The 21,561-nt window shown below is 38.2% G+C and carries 17 protein-coding genes; 9 read left to right on the forward strand and 8 right to left on the reverse strand.

Features of this window, described 5'->3' with window-relative positions; all coding sequences use genetic code 11:
• Together CWC11_RS17745 and dps are read right to left on the reverse strand one after the other, a co-directional pair.
• The coding region (locus CWC11_RS17745; RefSeq protein WP_171038446.1) for a TonB-dependent receptor plug domain-containing protein at positions 1-1,906 on the reverse strand (1,906 nt) is incomplete at its 3' end.
• A 608-nt stretch (positions 1,907-2,514) separates the two neighbouring features.
• On the reverse strand, positions 2,515-3,030 hold the full coding sequence (gene dps / locus CWC11_RS17750; protein WP_138683753.1) for a DNA starvation/stationary phase protection protein Dps: 516 nt from the start codon (positions 3,028-3,030) through the stop codon (positions 2,515-2,517).
• Between the two features lie 365 nt (positions 3,031-3,395).
• Here dps and CWC11_RS17755 point away from each other — a divergent pair, with 365 nt between their 5' ends.
• Complete coding sequence (locus tag CWC11_RS17755; RefSeq protein WP_138683754.1) at positions 3,396-4,175, forward strand: nucleoside-binding protein; 780 nt, start codon at positions 3,396-3,398, stop codon at positions 4,173-4,175.
• 97 nt (positions 4,176-4,272) lie between these two features.
• Here the strand turns inward: CWC11_RS17755 and CWC11_RS17760 are convergent, their stop codons facing one another.
• Positions 4,273-5,052, reverse strand: coding sequence for a DUF2189 domain-containing protein (locus CWC11_RS17760; protein ID WP_058547082.1), 780 nt, complete (start codon positions 5,050-5,052; stop codon positions 4,273-4,275).
• A 257-nt stretch (positions 5,053-5,309) separates the two neighbouring features.
• On the opposite strand from CWC11_RS17760, the gene CWC11_RS17765 reads away from it, so the two are divergent.
• From CWC11_RS17765 to CWC11_RS17780, 4 genes are all read left to right on the forward strand, one after another.
• Complete coding sequence (locus CWC11_RS17765; RefSeq protein WP_058547083.1) at positions 5,310-6,143, forward strand: mechanosensitive ion channel family protein; 834 nt, start codon at positions 5,310-5,312, stop codon at positions 6,141-6,143.
• A gap of 241 nt (positions 6,144-6,384) precedes the next feature.
• Positions 6,385-8,457 carry a catalase gene (locus tag CWC11_RS17770; RefSeq protein WP_138683755.1) on the forward strand — a complete coding sequence of 691 codons (2,073 nt, stop codon included), beginning with the start codon at positions 6,385-6,387 and terminating at the stop codon, positions 8,455-8,457.
• 100 nt (positions 8,458-8,557) lie between these two features.
• Positions 8,558-9,028: a GFA family protein gene (locus CWC11_RS17775; protein ID WP_138683756.1), complete on the forward strand. Its 471-nt coding sequence runs from the start codon at positions 8,558-8,560 to the stop codon at positions 9,026-9,028.
• Between the two features lie 100 nt (positions 9,029-9,128).
• Positions 9,129-9,602, forward strand: coding sequence for a VOC family protein (locus CWC11_RS17780; RefSeq protein ID WP_138683757.1), 474 nt, complete (start codon positions 9,129-9,131; stop codon positions 9,600-9,602).
• A 37-nt stretch (positions 9,603-9,639) separates the two neighbouring features.
• Here the strand turns inward: CWC11_RS17780 and CWC11_RS17785 are convergent, their stop codons facing one another.
• Positions 9,640-11,235 carry a nicotinate phosphoribosyltransferase gene (locus tag CWC11_RS17785; RefSeq protein ID WP_138683758.1) on the reverse strand — a complete coding sequence of 532 codons (1,596 nt, stop codon included), beginning with the start codon at positions 11,233-11,235 and terminating at the stop codon, positions 9,640-9,642.
• Positions 11,236-11,245: 10 nt separating this feature from the next.
• On the reverse strand, positions 11,246-12,100 hold the full coding sequence (gene prs, locus CWC11_RS17790) for a ribose-phosphate diphosphokinase (RefSeq protein WP_138683759.1): 855 nt from the start codon (positions 12,098-12,100) through the stop codon (positions 11,246-11,248).
• A 186-nt stretch (positions 12,101-12,286) separates the two neighbouring features.
• Between prs and CWC11_RS17795 the strand changes: the two genes are divergently transcribed.
• Genes CWC11_RS17795 through CWC11_RS17805 form a run of 3 tightly spaced genes read left to right on the forward strand, consistent with a single transcriptional unit; the run spans position 12,287 to position 16,230 of the window.
• Positions 12,287-12,985 carry an NUDIX hydrolase gene (locus tag CWC11_RS17795; RefSeq protein WP_138683760.1) on the forward strand — a complete coding sequence of 233 codons (699 nt, stop codon included), beginning with the start codon at positions 12,287-12,289 and terminating at the stop codon, positions 12,983-12,985.
• Between the two features lie 19 nt (positions 12,986-13,004).
• Positions 13,005-15,686, forward strand: coding sequence for a DEAD/DEAH box helicase (locus CWC11_RS17800; RefSeq protein ID WP_249330764.1), 2,682 nt, complete (start codon positions 13,005-13,007; stop codon positions 15,684-15,686).
• A gap of 19 nt (positions 15,687-15,705) precedes the next feature.
• Complete coding sequence (locus CWC11_RS17805) at positions 15,706-16,230, forward strand: hypothetical protein (RefSeq protein ID WP_138683762.1); 525 nt, start codon at positions 15,706-15,708, stop codon at positions 16,228-16,230.
• An 86-nt stretch (positions 16,231-16,316) separates the two neighbouring features.
• On the opposite strand, the gene CWC11_RS17810 is transcribed toward CWC11_RS17805, so the two are convergent.
• From CWC11_RS17810 to CWC11_RS17820, 3 genes are all read right to left on the reverse strand, one after another.
• Positions 16,317-17,084, reverse strand: a complete 768-nt coding sequence (locus CWC11_RS17810; protein ID WP_138683763.1) for a DUF6515 family protein — start codon at positions 17,082-17,084, stop codon at positions 16,317-16,319.
• Between the two features lie 390 nt (positions 17,085-17,474).
• Complete coding sequence (locus CWC11_RS17815) at positions 17,475-18,773, reverse strand: YHYH protein (protein WP_138683764.1); 1,299 nt, start codon at positions 18,771-18,773, stop codon at positions 17,475-17,477.
• A gap of 308 nt (positions 18,774-19,081) precedes the next feature.
• A complete protein-coding gene (locus CWC11_RS17820; RefSeq protein WP_089348571.1) occupies positions 19,082-19,978 on the reverse strand; it encodes a LysR family transcriptional regulator in 897 nt (298 codons plus the stop codon).
• Positions 19,979-20,197: 219 nt separating this feature from the next.
• On the opposite strand from CWC11_RS17820, the gene CWC11_RS17825 reads away from it, so the two are divergent.
• The gene (locus CWC11_RS17825) at positions 20,198-21,484 is read left to right on the forward strand and encodes an MATE family efflux transporter (RefSeq protein WP_212748093.1); all 1,287 of its coding nucleotides are present in this window, start codon (positions 20,198-20,200) and stop codon (positions 21,482-21,484) included.
• Positions 21,485-21,561: the final 77 nt, after the last annotated feature.

The raw sequence follows: 21,561 nt of genomic DNA on the forward strand, positions 1-21,561 counted from the left end.
TAGCAAACTGTGGGAAGTCCACATAACGACCACCTACAATTGCAGTGATGTTATCAAAGTCTAAGTAGGCTGAAATATAAACAGCGGCTGTATCTTCAACTACGTTACGGTACGCACTTTCTTGAAACTCTTGGTTGTCTGAAAGGCTTCCTGTTGTTGCTAAGTTAGTTCCTGCAAGCAACTGTTGTAACTGAGCGTAAGTATTCGCTGGGTTAGATAAACCGTTGTAGCTTAAAAACGTGAGTAGGTCGTTTTGTCCTGAACTACCTAATTGATCAAATGAGTTATCGTGGCTAACAGTTGTAAAGCTATTTGAAAACGCAGCATTGTAATCATCTACCCATAAAGTCGCTAATGAACCGTCTGAGTCATTAAATGCATTTTTATAAATGTCTTTAATTTCAACTTTGTATTGCTCGTACTCGTAATCTCGGTTGGTAACACGTACACCGGTTTTTATTTTAGATACCCAGCTTAAGCTGCTGATAGGTTCAAACATTTCTACATCAAAACGAATAGCTGTTTCTTCGTTATCAGTTCTTCTATCTTCACTTTTAAATGTACGTAATGCTAAGTTTTGTGGGTCTGTAAATGCGTTTGGATCTGAGTGAATAATACTTGGGAGTTTATTACCGTCTTGTGAAAAAGCGCCATCGTATAAATGGTTTACTAAATCAACGCCACCGCTTGCTTCAAATGTCGATTTTTCGATTGGGCGAAGAGTAAATTCAGAATCAGGTCTTACGCTTTCAGATGATGCAACAGCAATTTCACCAGAAATTTTTATATTATCAGTGATATTCCATTCTGCACCAAGTGCATTTGAAAACGAGTCAGTTTCTCTAAAGTCACTGTATGTTTTAGGAATACCAAATTCGTTTGTTAGTGTGTAGTTATTTACGCCGTTAGCACCTTGAGTTGTGTTTGCATCTGTTGATAGTGAACCTGCTACACCCAAAATAGAGTTACCAGCTTGTTCGCCTGAGCGTTTAGTACCGCTTAAATCAAGGTACACCATGCCATTACCAGATTGAGGTGCCCATTGCAGAGATAAATTTACAGCGGTGCGTTCACGTTTTTCTACGTATTGCTCAACACTGTGCTCGTCGCGTACGATAGCGTTGCCACTTGGTGTATTACCTTCTTGGCCGTTAATTTCAATATCTTGAGGCTTAACACGGCTTGAAGTTTCATCTTGACGAATTTCACGATCTTGATATGAAAACATCACAATAGCGCCAAACGTACCCATTTCGTCAAAGTCCCAATTGTCGCCAATTGAACCACTAAAAATAGGGGCTACATTTTCGGTTTTATCTGCGTATTCGCCATCAATCGAAATAGCACCTGTTAGTTTATCTAACTCTAATGGGCGAACTGTTTTTAAGCTAACGGTTCCGCCTAGCGCACCTTCAATCATGTCTGCGGTAGGTGATTTAACAACTTCTACGGTTTTTAAGAAACTTGAAGGGTAATCTTGTAGGCTAATACCATCACGCGAGTCACCAATGGTAGAGCGGCCATTTAATTCAACGCGGTTTTGCGGTAAGCCACGAATCGATACACTGTCACCCACACCAAAATCGGTATTAATAGATACACCTGTAATACGTTGAAGTGCTTCAGCAATATTATTATCAGGCAGTTTACCAATATCCTCTGCAACAACAGCATCTACAATACGTCCGTCAGTACGCTTAAGCATTGCAGCCGCTTTCATACTGCCTAACATACCTTTTACTTCAATAACTTCTATATCATCAGTTGGTATATCTGAAGTTGTCGGCGCTTCCTGTGCTGAAATAGTAGAAGACGCCATTAATAAAAGGGCAGCAGCGCTGAGTGTTGTTGAGCTACTTTTTTGGTGTTTATTAATTAGCGATGAAGTAATTTGATTGAGTTTCATGTATCTCTCCCGTTGGGGTACGACTTGCGTCATTGTGTGTGTTGCAATATGGTTTGGTTAACCAATTTTGTTGTGTTTGATCTGTTTGTGTCATACAGATTGTGTGGTTGAAATTAGTACAATTTAAATTTTATTACAACCTTTGTTTACCAAAATTTCATAAAATGTATTACAAATTATTATTAAATTTACTTAAAGTTAATTTGTTCAATGAGTTATGATTGATGGAATGTTTAAATAATATTTAATATAAATTGGAAAATAACCATTACCAGAGCCATTTTATATATGATTTGTAATATTTAATGAGGTATTTATGACTAACTTAAATTTTTTATGTAGGTATTTAGTGTGTTAATTATGTGCCTAAATTGGCTATTACTATTCTTAATAGATTAAGTAAACCTAAAATTGTTACGATTAAATAACTAGGTTGAAATTACTGGTTTTTATTTACGTTAATTATTTGGTAATACCAATTTTCTATTGTGTTTAATTTATATTTATATTATGGATATGTGGTGGGGTGTTGTACAAAATGGTAAATGAGCTTATTTTTTGCAAAAAAAAGCCCCGCACAAATGCAGGGCTTGTATAGATTAAAAATTTTAGCTTTGCAGTTGGCCTGTAGCTGATTCAATATGAGCACGTACAAACCATTGAAATTGCTCTAAGTCAGCTAATTGGCTAGTAATCATATCTTCAGAAACAGGATCTAGCTCTGAAAGCGTTTCGATTGCTTTACGGTGATCGCCATTAATACCGTTGTACACTTTATCAAGTGCACCTAAATGCTCGGTTACTAAACCTTTACCAACAGAATATTCATTCCATGAGCGACGGTCTACTATCGATTGCGGCGTTCCAACGGGTATACCGCCAAGGGTCGCAATTCTCTCCGCGATTGTATCTGTCATTTCGCGTACAGCTTCAACTTGTGGGTCTAACATTTCGTGTACGCCAATAAAGTTAGGTCCAACTACATTCCAGTGAATATGTTTTAAAGTAAGCTGTAAATCAATAAGCGCAACCATACGGTTGTCGAGTGTGGCAATTGTATTTTGCGCTGCATCGTTATCCATTCCGGGTGCTGTAAATTCGGCTACTTTATTTGTATTACTCATAATGTCTCCTGTTATGTGATTTATTGTTTATAAATCTAATTACAAACATGACTTGGTATTAATAAAGCAATACATATGCCGAATTTTTTAATTTATATAACAGGCTGTTTTATATGGATATAATTTAAATTTAAGTTTTTATTAGACTTTAAATAAAATGTGCTTATGAATTATCTGCAGCTCCTTTGTAAATTATGCACACTGCTAATTAGCCCCGCAAATATAAAGCAGAACTAAGTAGATCCTAATATTTGTATTGGTTACTTTTTTTAATCTAATCTCTTTTTATTATTTACCTACTTTAGTTAGTGAATACTCACTGGTATACTCCTGCCGCATTTTAATTGGGGTTCTGTTAATAATTTATGAATTTTTTAAAAACACTGTTTACAACATTTATACTGCTTTTGTCGCACTCAGCATTGGCAGAAAACTGGAGTGTTACACAGCTCCATACAAATTTTGGTGATGCTTTAAACCCATTTACTGGGGAGTCGTCATTTACACGCACATACACCATAGAGCATGCATCTGAGCATGACTTAGGTGATAACTACTTATTTATCGACTTTTTAAACGACAGCCTTACCGATGGTTTTCAAGATACGGGTATTTATGGCGAGTGGTACACAACACTTAGCCTATCTAAAGCTCTTAATACTTCATTAAGGTATGGTCCAATAAAAGATACAGGTTTAGTGTTTGGTATTAATGCAGGCGAAGAAGGCTTAATGAAATACACGCCTGGCGTAAAACTAAGTTGGGATGCCCCTGGGTTTGATTTTTTAACCACTACTTTTGCTGGATACATCGATGCTAACGGCGGTATACAAAAAGATCAGCTAGCTAAGCAAGATAACAGTATTTTTGTAGATCTTGCATGGGGCGCACCTTTTTTGTTAGGTAGCCAAGCATTTTATTTTACTGGCCACGTTGAATATATTTCAGGGCGTGATGACGAGCAAGGCAGCAAAGTAAACGAATGGCTACTCGCGCAGCCCGCAGTGCATTGGGATGTTGGTCAAAACTTTAATTTAGAGGCCAAGCAATTAATGGTTGGGGTTGAATGGCGTTATTGGTACAACAAGTTAGGTACTGATGAAATAGAAAACCAACCATTTTTACATGCTATTTGGGTTTTTTAAGTAGTATGTTTTAAGCATTTTAAAACGAATAAAAAAATAGCGCCTTAGGCGCTATTTTTGTTTACTGTGGTTGTTAACTCATGTGGTTGGTATAGCTTTATTCGTATCCGCGAGGTTTTTTAGTTTTAATAACTGCGATATAGGCATGCCAGCTAGCGTAGCTAAGTAGCGGCATAATGATAATAAACCCCGTTGCCCCGGTAGCAAAACCAATGGCTACCAATAAAAATATACAGATTGACCACACTACCATGGCTGCAAAGTTAGTTTTTACTGCATTCATAGAGCTGATCACTGCTGTCATTATATCAACGCGTCGCTCCATCATAATTTGTGGGGCAAATGCCGAAAGCGAAAATACCGTTACTAGCAGTACTCCACCTATAATACTGCCTAGTGTTAAAAACGCCGATAGCTCTTCAAAGGTTGGGTTGGCGTGGCTTGGGTATAAAGCGTGTACTAATGCAGCTAAGCGCATCCAAGCAATCATTATTACCATAAGCAATATAGCAAAACCCCATTCACCTACAGGGTTTCTAAACATCGACTTAATAGAGTGGGCAAACGTTGGTTTGTGGCCTTTTTCAAGTTCCCACGCTACATCGTAAAGCCCTGCTGCAAATGCCGGACCTATTAAAGCAAAGGCAACTGTTGCCGGTAAAATAACGAGGTAGGTGCCTGTAAACACAGCTGAATAAACAATAGCAACAGGAATAAGCGTAAATATAACCCCGTAAATGAGGCTTAGTATGGGCGCGCGTGCCATGTCTTTAAATGCAAGCGCTAACCAATGAAAGGCGGCAAAAGTATCAACCTTATTACACTCAATACAGCGTGCAAATTCGGTATTTTTATTAATAGTATTTGTTGTTGGCATAACAATGTTCCTTAACAAGGTGTCTATTAAAGGTTTAGAACACATTGGCTTTATTTACAAATTGAACAATATATACGCAAAAACATTAGGCTTTTCTCACTTTATATTCACAAATGTGATTTTTAAGCTTTATTACTGCGTAAAAAGTAATGCGCTTAGCTTTAGGTCGTTGTAAAGTCGTATTTTGGTTAATAAAAGGTTAATATGTCGGCGTTATAATGTTTTAAAAATTTACAAACAGTTCAACAGGAAAAAAAATGGACGACATAATAAATAATCTTGATGTAAATCAGTACTTACCTGCGGCAATAGATTGGGCAACTAATATTTTGCTAGCAATTATTATTTTACTTTTAGGCTTATGGTTAGCAGGTAAAGTAAGAGGCATAATTATAGGTTTGTGCCACAAGTATACTCACTTAGACGATACACTATTTCGCTTTTTAGGCAGCATGGCTCGCTACATTATTTTAGCGTTTGTGTTTATTGCAGTGTTAAACCGTTTTGGTGTACAAACGGCTTCAATTATTGCGTTGTTAGGCGCTGCAGGTTTAGCAATTGGTTTAGCATTGCAAGGTGCTATGTCTAACTTAGCTGCAGGCGTAATGTTACTTATATTCAGACCTTATAAAGTGAATGATTTTATTGAAGCAGCAGGGCGCTTTGGTAAAGTAACTGAAGTAGATATGTTTACTACAATTTTGCAAACGTTCGATAATCAACAAGTTATTATTCCAAATAGCCAGATTTGGGGTGCGCAAATTATTAACCACTCACACCACCCAATTCGTGGTGTAGATATGCACTTTGGTGTGGCATACGATGAAAACACCGACGCAGTACGTAAAGTAATAGATAGTGTGTTAGACGCACACCCACATATTTTAAAAGACCCAGCACCATTTGTAGAAGTAGAAACCCTTAACAACAGCTCAGTAGACTTTTTAGTAAGGCCATTTTGTAAAGGTGAGCACTACTTTGAAATTTTATACACAGTGCCGGAGCTTATTAAAAAAGCCCTTGATGAAAACAATATAGAAATTCCATTCCCGCATCGTAAAGTTATTTTAGTTAACGAGAATAAAGATTAGCTAAATCTAGAACTACATAAATCTAAGAGCACTTTTACGTGCTCTTTTTTTTCTGAAAAAGTTACATACCTGTGTAACTTTTTCTTTTTTTAAACCCTCTAAATACTACTTTTTTGCCTGTGTGGGCCTTTTTTACTAGGTTGGATGGCTGGTCTTTATTTTGCATTTGCATAGTCGCTTTTAGTTTTAAAGCTCATAAAAACTATCGACCCATTAAATCAAATTGTATGAAGGACTAAACATGGCTGAATCATTTAAATACTCAGGTAATAAAGGGCATGGCGGCGAATTGCATCAAAAGGCATCGGATGAACACCCTACCATGACCACCGCGCAGGGCTGCCCTGTAAGCGACGATCAAAACTCATTACGTGCGGGCAAACGTGGCCCCGGATTATTAGAAGATCATATAATGCGCGAGAAGATCTTTCACTTTGATCATGAGCGCATTCCGGAGCGAGTAGTGCATGCTAGGGGTTATGGTGCGCACGGATATTTTGAAACTTACGACACGCTTGAAGATTTAACGTGTGCAGATATTTTTCAGCGAAAAGGTGAAAAAACGCCTGTGTTTACTCGCTTCTCTACGGTTGCTGGTAATAAAGGATCACCAGATTTAGCGCGTGATGTACGCGGTTTTGCGGTTAAGTTTTATACCCAAGAAGGAAACTGGGATTTAGTGGGTAACAATATACCAGTATTCTTTATTCAGGATGCAATGAAGTTTCCTGATTTAATTCATAGCGCTAAAGCCGAGCCTGATCGTGGTTTTCCGCAGGCGCAAACAGCACATGATAACTTTTGGGACTTTGTGAGCTTGTCACCTGAGTCAATGCACATGGTTATGTGGGCAATGTCTGATAGAGCTATTCCGCGCTCTTTACGCTTTATGGAAGGCTTTGGTGTTCATACCTTTAAATTTATTAATGCCAAAGGCGATGAAAAATTTGTTAAATTTCATTGGAAGCCAAAAGGCGGTATGCAATCGGTAGTATGGAACGAAGCACTTAAGCTTAACGGCGCCGATCCTGATTTTCATCGCAGAGATATGTGGGAATCTATTGGCAATGGCGACTTCCCTGAATGGGAGTTAGGTGTGCAAGTGTTTGATCAGCAGTTTGCTGATGAGTTTGAATTTGATGTTTTTGATGCCACTAAACTTATTCCTGAAGAGCAAGTGCCAGTTCAAATTGTTGGCCGCATGGTGCTTGACCGTGTTGTAGACAACTTTTTTGCAGAAACAGAACAAGTTGCCTTTTGTACTCAAAATATTGTACCAGGGCTCGACTTTACGCCCGACCCGTTACTGCAAGGTCGTAACTTTTCATATTTAGATACTCAAACTAAGCGTTTAGGTGGGCCTAACTTTACGCACATTCCGGTCAATGCTCCTAAATGCCCAATGCGTCATTTTCAGCAAGATGGCCACATGGCAATGCACAATCCAAAAGGGCGTGTAAATTACGAACCAAACTCGTGGAGCGGCGACGAAAATAACCCGCGCGAATGCCCTGTACATGGCTTTAAAAGCTCAAGCGAGCCTGAAGTAAGCGGCGGTGATAAACTACGTTATCGCTCAGAAACATTCAGCGATCACTACAGCCAAGCACGCCAATTTTATTTAAGCCAAACAGACGTTGAGCAAGCGCATATTCAATACGCGCTAGTGTTTGAGCTTTCTAAAGTTGAACATTTACCAATACGTGAGCGTGTAGTTTCGCACTTACTTAATATAGACGACACGTTAGCACAAGAGGTTGCCAAAGGCTTGCGCTTACAAGAAATGCCAGAGCCGGCAGAAGCAGCATTGCCAACTCGCGATGACTTACCTACTTCAGATGCACTTAGTATTTTAAAAAATGCGCCCAACACCTTTAAAGGCCGTAAGTTAGGTATTTTAGTAAGCGATGGCTTTGACGCTGATATTTTTGCTTCAGTTGTCAATGAACTTGAAGCCGAAGGTGCAAACTTTGAAATTATTGCAGCGCAAGTTGGCGGCGCATGTTGTAGTAAAGGTAAGCATATTGCAGCGGACCAAGTAATTAATGGTGGCCCTTCGGTACTGTACGATGCAGTAATGATACTGGCGACTCAAGAGGGCGCTGAAAAACTTGCTGGCATTCCTGAGGCCAAAGACTTTGTAAACGATGCATTTGCTCATATGAAATACATTGGCTATACGCAAGAGGCTGTGCCTTTATTTAAAGCGGCAGGCCTTGATGGAAAAGCAGATGATGGTTGGATAGATTTAGAGGCGCATTCAGCCGATAAGTTTATAAATACATTACGTAATTTAAGATACTGGAAACGTTAATAAGCCAATGATTAAAAAACCACAGCATGAATTGTTGTGGTTTTTTTAAGCTCACCTAGCTAAGGTATTAATTCAAGCCAGCAATAAAATTGGATTTATTATGAAGCTTAATGGCGCTTGCCAGTGTGGCGAAGTGAAATTTACGGTTAACTCAAAGCACCCTTATCCTTACAATTTATGTTACTGCTCTATTTGTCGTAAAACCGCTGGGAGCGGCGGATTTGTTATTAATTTAAGCGCAGAGTATAAAACGCTTGAAGTGCAAGGGCGTGAACACATCACTGTTTACCATGCAAAAATAGGCGATAAAGTCAGCCCAGCAGAGCGTCATTTTTGTAAGCATTGTAGCGTTAACTTGTGGTTATATGATGCACGTTGGCCAAAGCAAGTTCATCCCTTTGCTGGTGCAATAGATAGTGAGTTACCCATACCGCCAGAGCGCACTCATTTGATGCTTGGTAGTAAAGCAAATTGGGTAAATGCGCCCATTAATGAAGGTGATAAGCAATTTGAAGAGTACCCTGATGAAAGTATCGCTGCTTGGCATCAGCGTTTAAATCTCGAAAAGTAACGCAATTTTTTGTATGAGCTAAGCTTAAGTGTAGAGGCAATTAAACGCATATTTAGTTACTTAAAAATTAAAGAACACCGCGTAAGTAAAGGAGAACATTATGGCAGTTTCAGCAATCCCAAAAGGGTTTACTTCAATAACACCTTATTTAATTATTGATGGCGCTCAGCAAGCCATTTGCTTTTATTGCGATGCATTTGATGCACAACTTGTTATGCAAATGCCTTTACCTGAAGGTGGTATTGCACATGCTGAAATTATCATTGGTGACTCCCATATTATGATTTCAGATTCATGCCCAGATGAGTCTTTTAAAAGCCCAAGTGAGCTTGGTGGCACACCTGTAAGCTTAATGCTGTACGTTGAAGACGTAGATGCAGTTTTTAATAAAGCCATAGAGCTAGGTGCCACGCAAATACGCCCAGTGCACGACCAATTTTATGGCGACAGAGCGGGCACTTTACAAGACCCATATGGCCATATGTGGACCATAGGCACACACAAAGAAGATTTAACAGATCAAGAAATTAATCGAAGAATGGCTGACTTAATGTCAAAAGAGCAAGATGCATAAAGCAGCTTGCTCTTTGGAGATTAGAATATATTAACAATTAAATTTGTGTATCTATTAAAGTTCTAATTTCATTTAGTGTGGTTTCTTTAACTATTTTGCCGTTTTCAAAAACAACCACTAATAGGCCTTTAGATTCTTCTTGCTCGGTTACGTCATCAAATAAAGTGAGTTCGCCATTTACTCTGTCTATTTTTAAGAGCCCTTTAGCCGATTTTTTCTTTGAATCAGTTTTTGGGTCTTTAAAAATAGCTAAACGTTCACCTGCTTTAACTACACTTGTTGCTTTTACAGCAGAGCCATGTGTATCACGTGTTACGTATTGATAGCTGTATGAGCCAATACCAAGTACGACTTTTGAAGCGAAGCCTTTATCTAATAAGCGTTGTAAAATTTGGCGTTGGCGAATTAGTGTTATTGCGTCACCATATATAGCACCAATATGCTCATCAAGCAGTTTATAGCCTTTAGATGATATTGTGCCGCCAAATGTATCCCATAGGCACTCTATAAGCCCTTTAACTTCACATTCCATTAGCTCAATAGTGTTGCTATCTTCAAATCCATAATATTGACCATTAAAGCGATACGCTTCATAGCCTTTATTAATAACGTCAGCTTCAGCTTCTTTTTGTGTTTCAAATAACTCCTTGTAATCAGATATTGGTGAAACTTTGTAACCCGTTAATACTTTAACAGGGTCACCTGAGTCGGGGCGTATAACTAAGGTGCCATCGCGCGCCATTATTTCGCTTTTTAGCTGAGGCAAGTAGTCAGTAACAAGTGTCCAAAAGTCCCATGTGTCAGACACAACACTTAAAATCCCTTTTGGTGATTGCTCTTTCATTAAGTACTTAAAAAACTCTATTTCACCTTCCATAATCCATGAACAGGTAACCGAATGTTCAGTTGCATCTACAGAGCAGCCAACTAGCTCGTTATCTACATTTGCTCCGTAATATTTTTCTGCAAATAAAACAGCGGGTATGGTATCTGTACCTACCAGTCCTGATGCTAAATGGCCAAAGCCACTCATTGCCGCAGCGTGTTTGCCAAACATACCTCTAAAGCTAAAGTCATGGCCTTGAAATGGAACAAACTCCATAGGCGTCCCTGTTTTTTGTGCAAACTCTTTGAATACTTTTAAATATGCAACAGAGGTTGTAGCGCTGGTTTGTATTGGCCAGTTTTCGCAGCTCAATACAGTTTCAATCATATTCGTTAGCCATTGAAAGCCAGCTTTAGTGTTTACTATCGTCATAGGTGGAACTAAATAAGGGACTAATGTTCCCTCTGGTAACGCTTTAATTTTTAATGGTAAGTAGCCTAAATCATGTAAATCTTCTAAATACTTTACATCAACTGTATAGCCAAGCATTGAGCTCATTATACGTTTATGGTTAGCAACGGCAGTTGCTTTATCTAGTTTAAAAAACTCATTCCATTCTTCTAAAAGATAACTTTTAATAAAGTATTGAAGACCAACAAACGCAACTTTATCGTTATTCTCTATGTTGCTAAGTTTTCCGCTTCTTGATGTAAAGTTTGCATATACTTCACTTACATCAGGGTGATAAGCACGGCTATGAAATTCTTTATAAACATCTTTTTGCATACTTGCAGCTGTAATAGTCATGGTGTTTTCCTTACATCTCAATTATTTGTAAACTAATGGTGTTACTATTTTTAAACTCATTAGCCGGTTTAAACGAATCAGTTGTATAAATGCGCTCTATTAGGCCTTCAAAAACATCAAGCCCCTTTGAAAAAATACCGTGAGTTATAAAAAGAGAAACTTCAGCAGCACCATTGCTTTTTAGTACCTTTGCAAGTTCAATAAACGTTCTGCCGCCATCACAAATGTCATCAGCAATAAGTACGTTTTTACCTTTAACATCGCCAATAATTTCTGTTTTTATTATTTCACCAGTTTTTAAGTTTCTTACTTTTTGAGCTTGAATAACCTCAGGTACGCCATCGAATTTTTCTGAAATTTTAATCGTTTTTTTACTTGCCCCAGCGTCAGGAGAAATAAGTGTTAGTTCGCCTTTTGCTAAACGTTGGCTAAGCTCTTCACAGCGTCCAAGTAACGAAATTTGCTCAACATTAGTTACTCTATTAATTAAAGCAGGGGATACATCGCTATGCGCATCCCAAATAGTAACCTTTGAAAAGTGTAAGCTATTAATAAAATTTGCCATAACAGCAGCGCCTAGCGCTTCTCCTTCAACGCATACTCGGTCTTGGCGTGCATAAGGAAAGTAGGGAATAGCAAGTTCGATAGGCGTGCTTTCATTTGTTAATCTTTTTAACGCATCAACAGCAATCATTAATCTAACCATTTTTGAAGAATTGGTTAGTCGTTCAAAAATCTCTATTTTGATAGAGTCTGAAAAATTAGCAGTGTTGAATCTGACATGCTCTTCACCACCTGAAAAAGTAAAGTGATCATAATCAACCAACGATTTACTTCCTGTTGAGTTATAGCTAAATATTTTCATTTTTTGTCCTTTTAATGTTTGTGTCCTAGCGACACAATAAGGCTATCAAATGTACCTATAGTAATCAAGCTGTTTTTTAAGCTAAATTACTGAGCTAATGATATGTCTGTAATTTTACGGTAGGTTGAAATTGAGATGTGTTTAATTTATTGTGTCATTAAGACATTAACTTTGCATGGGCATGCAATGACTAATCATTACGATATTACTGAGTACAAAAATCCATTATTTACAGTCGACAGTGTGTTATTTACTGTTAAAAACGGTGACCTAAAAGTACTGATGGTTAAGCGTGCTAGCGAGCCATTTGCAGGTCGGTGGGGGCTGCCAGGTGGGTTTGTTGACGTAGATATTGACGATAGCGTAAGTATGACGGCGCTTAGAAAGCTTAAAGAAAAAACCAGTGTGGCGCCTCAATATTTAGAGCAGTTGCAAACATACTCAGGTATTAATCGAGATCCTAGAGGGTTTAGTGTCACTTTAGTTTATTTTGCTTTAATTGCAGAGGCTCAAGTATCAACCCATATAGAAACGGTTGATGATGCAAAGTGGATAGATATAGATGAAGTAAATAATTTGCCAGTAGCTTTTGATCACAAGTATATTATTGAGCAAGCTAAAGCGCGTTTAAAACAAAAAGCATTGTACTCAATGGCGCCGGTTTATTGTTTGCCAGAGCATTTTACCGTAGGGCAATTTAAGTCAGTCATTGAAACCATTATAGGTAAACCTGTTCAGCGTAAAAGTATAATAAGGCGCATTGAAGCTGCTGGTATGTTTGAAACACTAGATGAAAAAGTTAAATCTGGCGGTCGCTTAGCACAGTTATACAAAGTAAAAGCCGGCGTTGATATTGTAAATTTCGAACGTAATTTAAGTGTCTAACTTTAAATGGAATTAAATTTTGAGTAGTAAAAACGTCCTCTCGTATTATCGCGATTGCTACAAAGAAGATAGCGCGGATTTAAATTTATGGAATCTAAATAAATTAAAAAAAGAGGATCGCTTTGTTCTTCAAGGCCGAGATGATTTAGGTTCTGGATTTTTACCACGTCTTCCAATTCCTGCTGATTTTGCTAAGCAAATGATGAAGCGTGTAGAAGTCTATCAGCGAGAACGGGTACTACTTTATGCACGCTTTATATTAGTTGGTAATCTTGAGGTTAAGGGGGAGTTGAAACAGGTTGTTTCGCCTATCTTATTTAATGAAGCTGTTATAGAAAAAGAACAGGATGACTATTACTTTTCTCTTACTGACGCTCAACCGGACATAAATGAATCATTAACTCAACTATTAATACCACAGGGTAACAAGCTTACAAGTATCGATGAAACGGCTGATATTCAGTCAGCTTATTTTTGGACCTCATTATTAAAAGAAAGCCCGATAGCACTGAACCTATTTGAGCTTTTAAACTACCCTGAACTTGCCAATTACGACGAAATAAAAAAAGCCTTAAAAAGTAAAACCCCAACACTTTTACCTGCTTCTATGCTGGTTTTTGCTGAGCGCTCAAATAGTAGCCGAGGTGTTCTACATGAGCTAGAAGAAATCATTGAATCAGATGAACTATCACCGCCTATTAACGGTTTAATTGACACTTTGAAGCCTTCAATTAAAAATAAAAATCTGAAGTACGATTATTTGCCTGGGCTATTATCAGCTTCGCAAAAGAAAGTTATCTCAATTGCCGCAAATATTAATTTAGGCTGTGTTTCTGGACCGCCAGGCACGGGGAAAAGCTACACCATTGCAGCGATTGCGGCTGAGCATATGGCGCGAGGAGAATCGGTGCTTATTGTAGCAAACAATAATCCCGCACTGGATGTAATAGCCGATAAACTTGATGAAAACTTTGGGCTAAGCGATGTATCCATACGCGCCGGACAAAAAGAATTTTTAAAAAAATTAAAAGATTATATTGCCGATTTATTAGCAGGGTACTTAGCGGATGAACAAGATAACCCCGCGCTTATTGAGTCTGAACTAAATAAGCTAAATACCTCATTAAATGAATTAGAACTGCGCTTTAGTCAGTTTTGCCACCGAGCCATAATTAGAGGTAAAAGACTCAAAAATCTTGAAGAAAAGAATATCGAATGGCTTAGCAATTTATACATTAAATTTGCTCGTCGTGGTATTAAGCAATTAGCAAAGCAGTGGTCTTCGTTAGAGCAAATAAATACCCAACAACTTAAAAGAGAAAAACTGGCGAGTAGTTATTTAAGCGCGTTAAAAAATAAAAACCTTAAAGCGCTAATTGATACTCAGCGTAAATCGTTAAACGCATTTAACCAAGCTATTCGTAGTCGCACATCTAAAAGGCAGTTTGAGCTTTTTGATAATATAGAATATGAGTCTTTATTATCGGCTTTTCCGGTGTGGCTCGTAAGTTTAAATACCTTGTATAGAGTACTCCCGTTAAAAGCCGAAATGTTCGACTTAGTTATTATTGACGAAGCGACACAATGTAACATCAGTAGTTGTTTACCTGCACTTTATCGCGCAAAAAGAGCGATTATTGTCGGTGATACTAAGCAGTTAAAACATTACTCTTTTTTGGCAAAAAACAAAGAAGCCCAGCTTATGTCTAAGAATAATGTGAGCTTTAGCGATAAAGGCGTTATGAGCTATCGTGATAACTCTATTCTAGATCTGACCTTAAATGCATTAAACGATAATAAACAACTGGCATTTTTAGATGAACATTTTAGAAGCAAGCCTGAGTTAATTAATTTTAGTAACGAACATTTTTATCAATCAAAGTTAAAAATAATGCAGCACAGACCTTGTACAAGTACGGGTAACTTACTGGTACAACGCGTTAATGGAACTCGAGATAGTTCAGGTATTAATCATCTTGAGGCGGACAGTATTATAAACACGATTAAGCAACAAATTGATGATGATAAAAGCGCAGGGATCAGCCATAGCATTGGGGTTGTTTCGCCTTTTAGAAACCAAGCTGATTATATTACCAAAGAGATAGAAACTCACTTTAATGAAGCTGAGATAATAAAGTATAAACTGAGATCTGCCACTCCATTCGGTTTTCAAGGCGAGGAGCGAGACATTATGCTTATCTCTTTTGCGCTAGATAATAATGCTAAAAGAGCTGCGGCTTATATTAATAAAGCAGATGTATTTAATGTGTGTATTACACGAGCGAGGCAAAAACAATGTGTATTTTTATCAATAGATGAAACGCAATTGCCAGAGCATTATTTACTAAGACGTTATATAAGTTCAATAACGCAGTTTGAAGCAACTCACAATGTAACCTCTGATATTGATAAATTTCAGCAAAGTGTTATCTGTGAATTAACTAGTTTAAAAATAGAAACGTGGGCTGGTTACACGATAGCGGGAACGGATGTTGATATTTTATGTCGTTACAATAATCAATACCTCGCAATTAATTTAGTCGGCTTTCCTGGCCCATGGGCTGACTTTTTTGAGCTCGATACCTATAAATTATTTAGCCGCGCCAATATAGAAATACTACCAATTAGTTATGGATTATGGGTTGTAGATAAAAATATGTGTGTAAAATATATCTTTAGTAAAATCCAACTAATACAGTGACTTATAAAAAGGAATTTAAATGTTTTTATCATTATTGAAGCCTGAGTATGGTTACTATGGATTATTTTTGATGAGTATTATTACTTTTCCCACTTTACTTATTTGGGCATATTCTATAAAAAAAGAACGAGTACGGACTAAGGGTTATGATATTGAAGTTGATGCGAGAAATCATAACATGACAGTAGATGAGTTTATTGAAAAAAAATTAAAGGAAGAAGTTAAACCTCTTAGTAATTTAAAACAGCTCGTAAATAATGTCCATGAAAAATTATATGCCATTTTTATAGTTTTATTTTTTTGCATGCCTGTCATCATGGCTGTCTATAGTTCTTCTATATTAATATTTGCAGATAGTTATTTTATTCATTTTCTTATGTATGCAGCTATCTGGTTTGGATATGGATATTTTTTAATGCCTTTCATTGAAGGGGCAGGTGAGGGAGCTATGCTATTCATGCTTCACTATGCTGCTTTCATAATTGTTTTTATTTTTAGTTCGTTAATCGTCATTGCTAGATGGATAATGGGTGTATTGTGGTAATTAAGACCTATATGGGAAGATTTCAAAAACAAAAGGCTCAGCTATTAATAGCTGAGCCTTTTGCTTGAGGGATTAATCATTAGCTCTTACCCAAGACTTATTGCGAGGTACTTTATTTCATCACCATCCATTTGCGGTAAAAAATAAATATCTTGGTACTTAAAATATTGTTGATCGTTAATCGTGACAGCCTCTGCCGAAATAGGGAGAGTGTCGTAGGTTTGGCCTAAATCATAATTTTTAGCACTGCCTACCTTTATAGCCTGATTAACAACTATTTTAGGCTCATCAACTACTCTATAACCATTATTGTCAGCTACATAATAAACGTTTTGATACGCATAGTACGTTGTATTATGACGTTTAAAATACGAGTAATGCTTTGGTAATGAGCGAATTCTTAGGCCTCTTGGTGGCTTAACCACATGGTAGCCTCTTTTCGCTTTACGATAATAAATACCGTCACTGAAGGTAAACGAAATACCATTAAATCTAATTGATGCACTGTTACGCGGTAAATGATTAAAGTAGCGCCCTGGTCTGTAGGTAACTACATTGTGGCGGTTACTTTTTATGTAGGTACGTTTGCGTTTTTCTTGCTTGTAATGCACTACTTTACGTTTTGTTTCTTTACGCTTTTCGCGTTTCTCTTGTTTACGATCTTCCCTTTTGTTTTGTTTATATTCAATACGTTGCTTTTTATCTTCACGGCGTTCATCGCGTTTGTACTGAATACGTTTAGCACGGTCGTTATTAAAATTTTTGCTGTTCTCTCGCTCGTTTGGTGCTCCAAGCGCAGAGCCAGATACTGTGCCAAATGCAAGTAGAGCTGGGAGTAAAAAAGTAAGTTTCATAATATTGCCTCGTGTATGTTTTTACATAACTGGGTTCAATACTAGCGTTTTAAACTGAATGGTAACTGACATGTAACGGCTAACAAGGGGATGTTTACAGCTTTTTACTAACGTTTACTGTTCTTGACACAAGCCAACGCTTTCTCACACTTTTGACGATTTTAGGAACTTTTATAGGCTATAAGTCGCGTAACTAATTGTTACGGCAAGTGCTTTTAACACTTGCCGTAATTTGTATTTAACCTGAACTTTAGATAATAAATTTATCTCGAGCAGCTATTTTCAGCGCTAGCAGCGTTGAATTTACTGAAAATCTCTGGCTAGAGAATAAACCTAAATATCATCATGGTTCAATATGTTAGTAAATCTCTTAATCAGAGTTTAGGTTAATTAGCGTTTTGGTTTTTCGGGTAGGGCTGCTTTTAATTGCTCCAATGGTACGTTAAGTGCTTTTGCTACAACCGCTAAATCGGCATTGGGGCCGCCAGCGTCTTGCATGGCTTGATTTAGTGCCTTTTCGCTAATGCCTAGCTTTTTAGCTGCTTGCGCAAACCCAGGTGGTGACATGCCGCCGCCATTAGGACCACCTGCTTTTGGGCCACCGCCACCAGGTGGTTCATGGCGTGTTATTTCAGTACCTTCGGGCGGTTTAGCACCTACGCCAGCTTGTGCTGTGGTAGTAAAGTTGTTTTGTGCAACCACGCCTTTTAAGCACTTAGGTAAATTAGGGAACGTATTACTGGCATGATAGTGGTAAGTAACTATGCCGTTTTCACCCGTAGGACCTGTGTGGCCATTACAGCTATCTAGCTCGGCAGGGGTTGTACCATCAACTTCTTGGCTTCCGTAAATTGGGTAGCCATCAAAGCCATAGCCAAATAGGGCACTTGGCTTTTGCGCTAAATTATTACAGTTAGCGTTTACATGTTCGTGTTTATATACGCTATCTATATCACTTGCTGTACCGTGATAGTGGTACCAACCACCAGGGTCAATATGGCCCGCGCACGTATCAAGTGCTGGTAAATGCCCAGTTCGCTGCACACTTGGCGCATCTGAAAATATAGGTACACCCGCAAGCGCTATCCCTACTTTAGACACTGTGCCCAAAGCAGTTGATTGCTCAGACATAACAGGGTGAAGTGGCAAAAGGGCGGTAATTTCCACGCTCTTATCTACCGATACATTAATGCATGCATGATCAACTGTTGGGCGAATGGTCGCGTTATCAACAATATGTACGTTGCCGTCTTCGTCATAAAAGGTAAAACCTTGCTCGCTAAGCATGGTTAAAAACGCTTTATCTAATCTATATAAACCTGCGTCTGTGCCATCCCAATCCCAAATTCCGCCAACGTCGTCGAGCGTTTCTGGGCAAAAAGGGCCGACTTCAATGTTGTCGGGCTGATATTTTAAAACAACCTGAGCACATTGGGTTTGTAAGCCGTTTTCAAGCGTACACTCAACAGTTTGTGGCAGCTTTACCATGGCTTTAATATTAAAATCATCGGTATTAATAAGCGTGTTTTTGACTGTTTTTTCTTGAGAGGTAGCTGCTGTATTGTCGTTTTGGGCGTGTTCGCCACATGCAGATAAAAGTACAGCGCTACTTAATATACAAAGTGCTAGTTTAGCTTTTTTTGCGTTAATGCTACTTGCCACCGCTTGAGTGACTTTGGTTAAGCTCATACTTACCCCAAATACTGTTTAATTTCGTGTACCTAAGTATGGCAATAAATTGTGCAAATAAAATGAAAGTTTTAAAAGAGTTATTGATATGTCTAAGATGCATGGCTGGCTTTTAATTAACATTATTGAGCGTGGTTATTAAGTTATTCAATAAAATTACACGATTAAATACAAAGTATAAAAGTACAAGTTAATTACTGCTGTTTTTACTTGCCCAAGGTTTACCTAATAAAGCTCCTTATAGTTAGAGCTCAAAACGCAAAAAGCACAAACCTAGGTTTGTGCTTTTATATTTTACGGTTAAATAATTATATTTTTTCCCAGTAGGGTTCGTCACCAAAGTAGCCGCTAAAGTAGTCTATAAAGGCCCTTACTTTTGGCGCTAATAAACGCGAACTTGGATAAACACTCCAAATAGCGGTGTCGGATGCAAGTGGGTAGTCTTCTAAAATTTGTACCAGCTCACCACTTTGTAGCTTTTTATACACACACCAGCTCGACATTAATGTAATACCTAAGCCTTGTACGCATGCGTCGCGCACGGCTTCACCGTTATCGGCTTGTAATACATTATTGGTTTTAATATTTTGTGGGCCTTCGGGTGTTGTAAACGACCACGTAGTTAAACCATGTAAATTAACACAGGTATGATTTTTTAAATCTTGCGGTGTTTTAGGAGTGCCGTGTTTAGCAAGGTACTTAGGTGATGCGCAAATTAAGCGTTTGTCGCGGGCAACTTTTCGAGCAATTAGGGTTGAGTCGTTTAATGCGGCGTCGCGTATTGCTATGTCAAAACCTCCGCCAACCATATCAATAATGCTATCGCTTAGGCGTAAATCAATTGTCAGGTCGGGGTATTGCTCAATAAAGCCCTCTAGCGCAGGAATAATATGCATACGCCCAAATGAGGCTGGTGCAGTAATACGTAGCTTACCTTGTGGGGTAACACTGCCTATACCTACCGACGCACGCGCCATTTCAATATTAGCAAGTACTTCTTCGGCGTGAGGTAAAAAGGCTTGGCCTTCTTCAGTTAACGACACTTTACGCGTTGTACGGTGCATAAGTTTAACGCCTAGGGTTTCTTCAAGCTTATTCATTTGTGCGCTAGAAACCGCAGCCGACAAGCCTAACTCCTTGCCTGCTAAGCTAATATTGTGTGTTGTTGCTATTCTTACAAACAGATTTAAATGGGCAATATTCATTATCAAATTTTTCAATAAACTGATTATTTAAACAACTATATTATCAAAAGTTAGTTGTGTAAATATACTAGCAGCTTATTCATTGTGACTTTTCCTTTGGCGCTTATTATAAGCGCCTTTTTTTTCTGTTTTTTATCTCGTTTAAATTTTAAATTTAGAGTGAGTCCATTTCATGAATCGTAATACATCATTACTTTCTAAGCATTTATTTAAGCAAACATGGCCTATGTTGGTTTGTTTTCTATTATGGGTAGCCAATTAATCGACAGCATTTTTATTGCTAAATTAGGGGCCGACCCATTAGCCGTAGTGGCGTTTAGTATTGCTATTTTTCAGGTGGTTGTAGGCGTACAAGTAGGGTTAGGTATTGCTGCCACCGCGACTATTTCAACAGCCCTTGGCGAAAATAAACTTAACTACGCGCGCTATTTAGGTAACTTAATTATTGTTATTGGCACACTTGTGGTGACCATTTTATGTGTAGGGCTGTGGTTTTTTCAGCAACCTATTATTTTAATATTGGGTGCTTCGTCTTCATTATTTGAGCTAACCGCGCTTTATTGGTTGCCCTGGCTATTAAGCTGCTGGATTGGAGCTTTGCTTTATATTGGCTACAGTATTTGCCGCGCGCATAACGAAACCTTATTACCTGGGCGTGTAATGGTGCTAACCAGCGTGTTAAATATTGCGCTCGATCCACTTTTTATGTTTACCTTTAATATGGGCTTAGCGGGCGCTGCATGGGCAGCATGCATTGCGTTTTTAACGGGTTTTATTGTTATATTTTATACGCTTATTAAACGAAAGCTAATTACCTTTGAGGTTATAAATAATCGCACAGAACAAGCCGTGCAAGCAATAGCTAAAATGATGGCGCCGGCTTTACTTTCGCAATTTATTCCGCCTATTTCAGCCATGATAGTAACCGCGCTTATTGCCGCTTATGGTGGTTTTGCTGTAGCGGCTTGGGGGCTTGCAAACCGAATTGAATATATAGCAATTATTTTAATTTTAGCGCTTACCATGGCCTTGCCGCCCATTGTGGGTAATTTAAAAGGGCGTGGCGAGCTTAAGCAAATAATGAGCGTTGTAAAACTTGCTTGCGGTTTTGTTATTGGCGTACAAATTTTATTAGCCGTTATTATTTATGCCTTAGCTAACCCACTTGCACATGCATTAAGTGAAAACAGTGCCATTGTTTTAAACTTAATTGACTACTTTGCGTTTGTGCCGCTAAGTTACGCTGCGCTTGGCGTGTGCATGATCACGGTATCGGTATGTAACGCATTGGGGTTTCCGACTACGGCATTATTTATTTCAATATTACGGCTATTTTTATGCTATTTGCCACTTCTTTGGTTAGGCTCGCATTTTTATGGCCTAACAGGGCTGTTTATTGGTATGGCATGCGGCAATACCTTGTCGGGTATTGTGGGTTGGCAGTTATTTAAGCAGCAATATAACCGCCTAACTATGCAGTTTAGCGGGCATTCTATTGCTGTTTAGTATTATCAAAATTATAAAGAAAGTTATTCCACTATAATTGCAATTATCAAAATAGTTGCATGCAATTATTATACACC

This window comes from Pseudoalteromonas sp. S3178, assembly GCF_005886985.1.
GTDB classification, from domain to species: domain Bacteria; phylum Pseudomonadota; class Gammaproteobacteria; order Enterobacterales; family Alteromonadaceae; genus Pseudoalteromonas; species Pseudoalteromonas carrageenovora.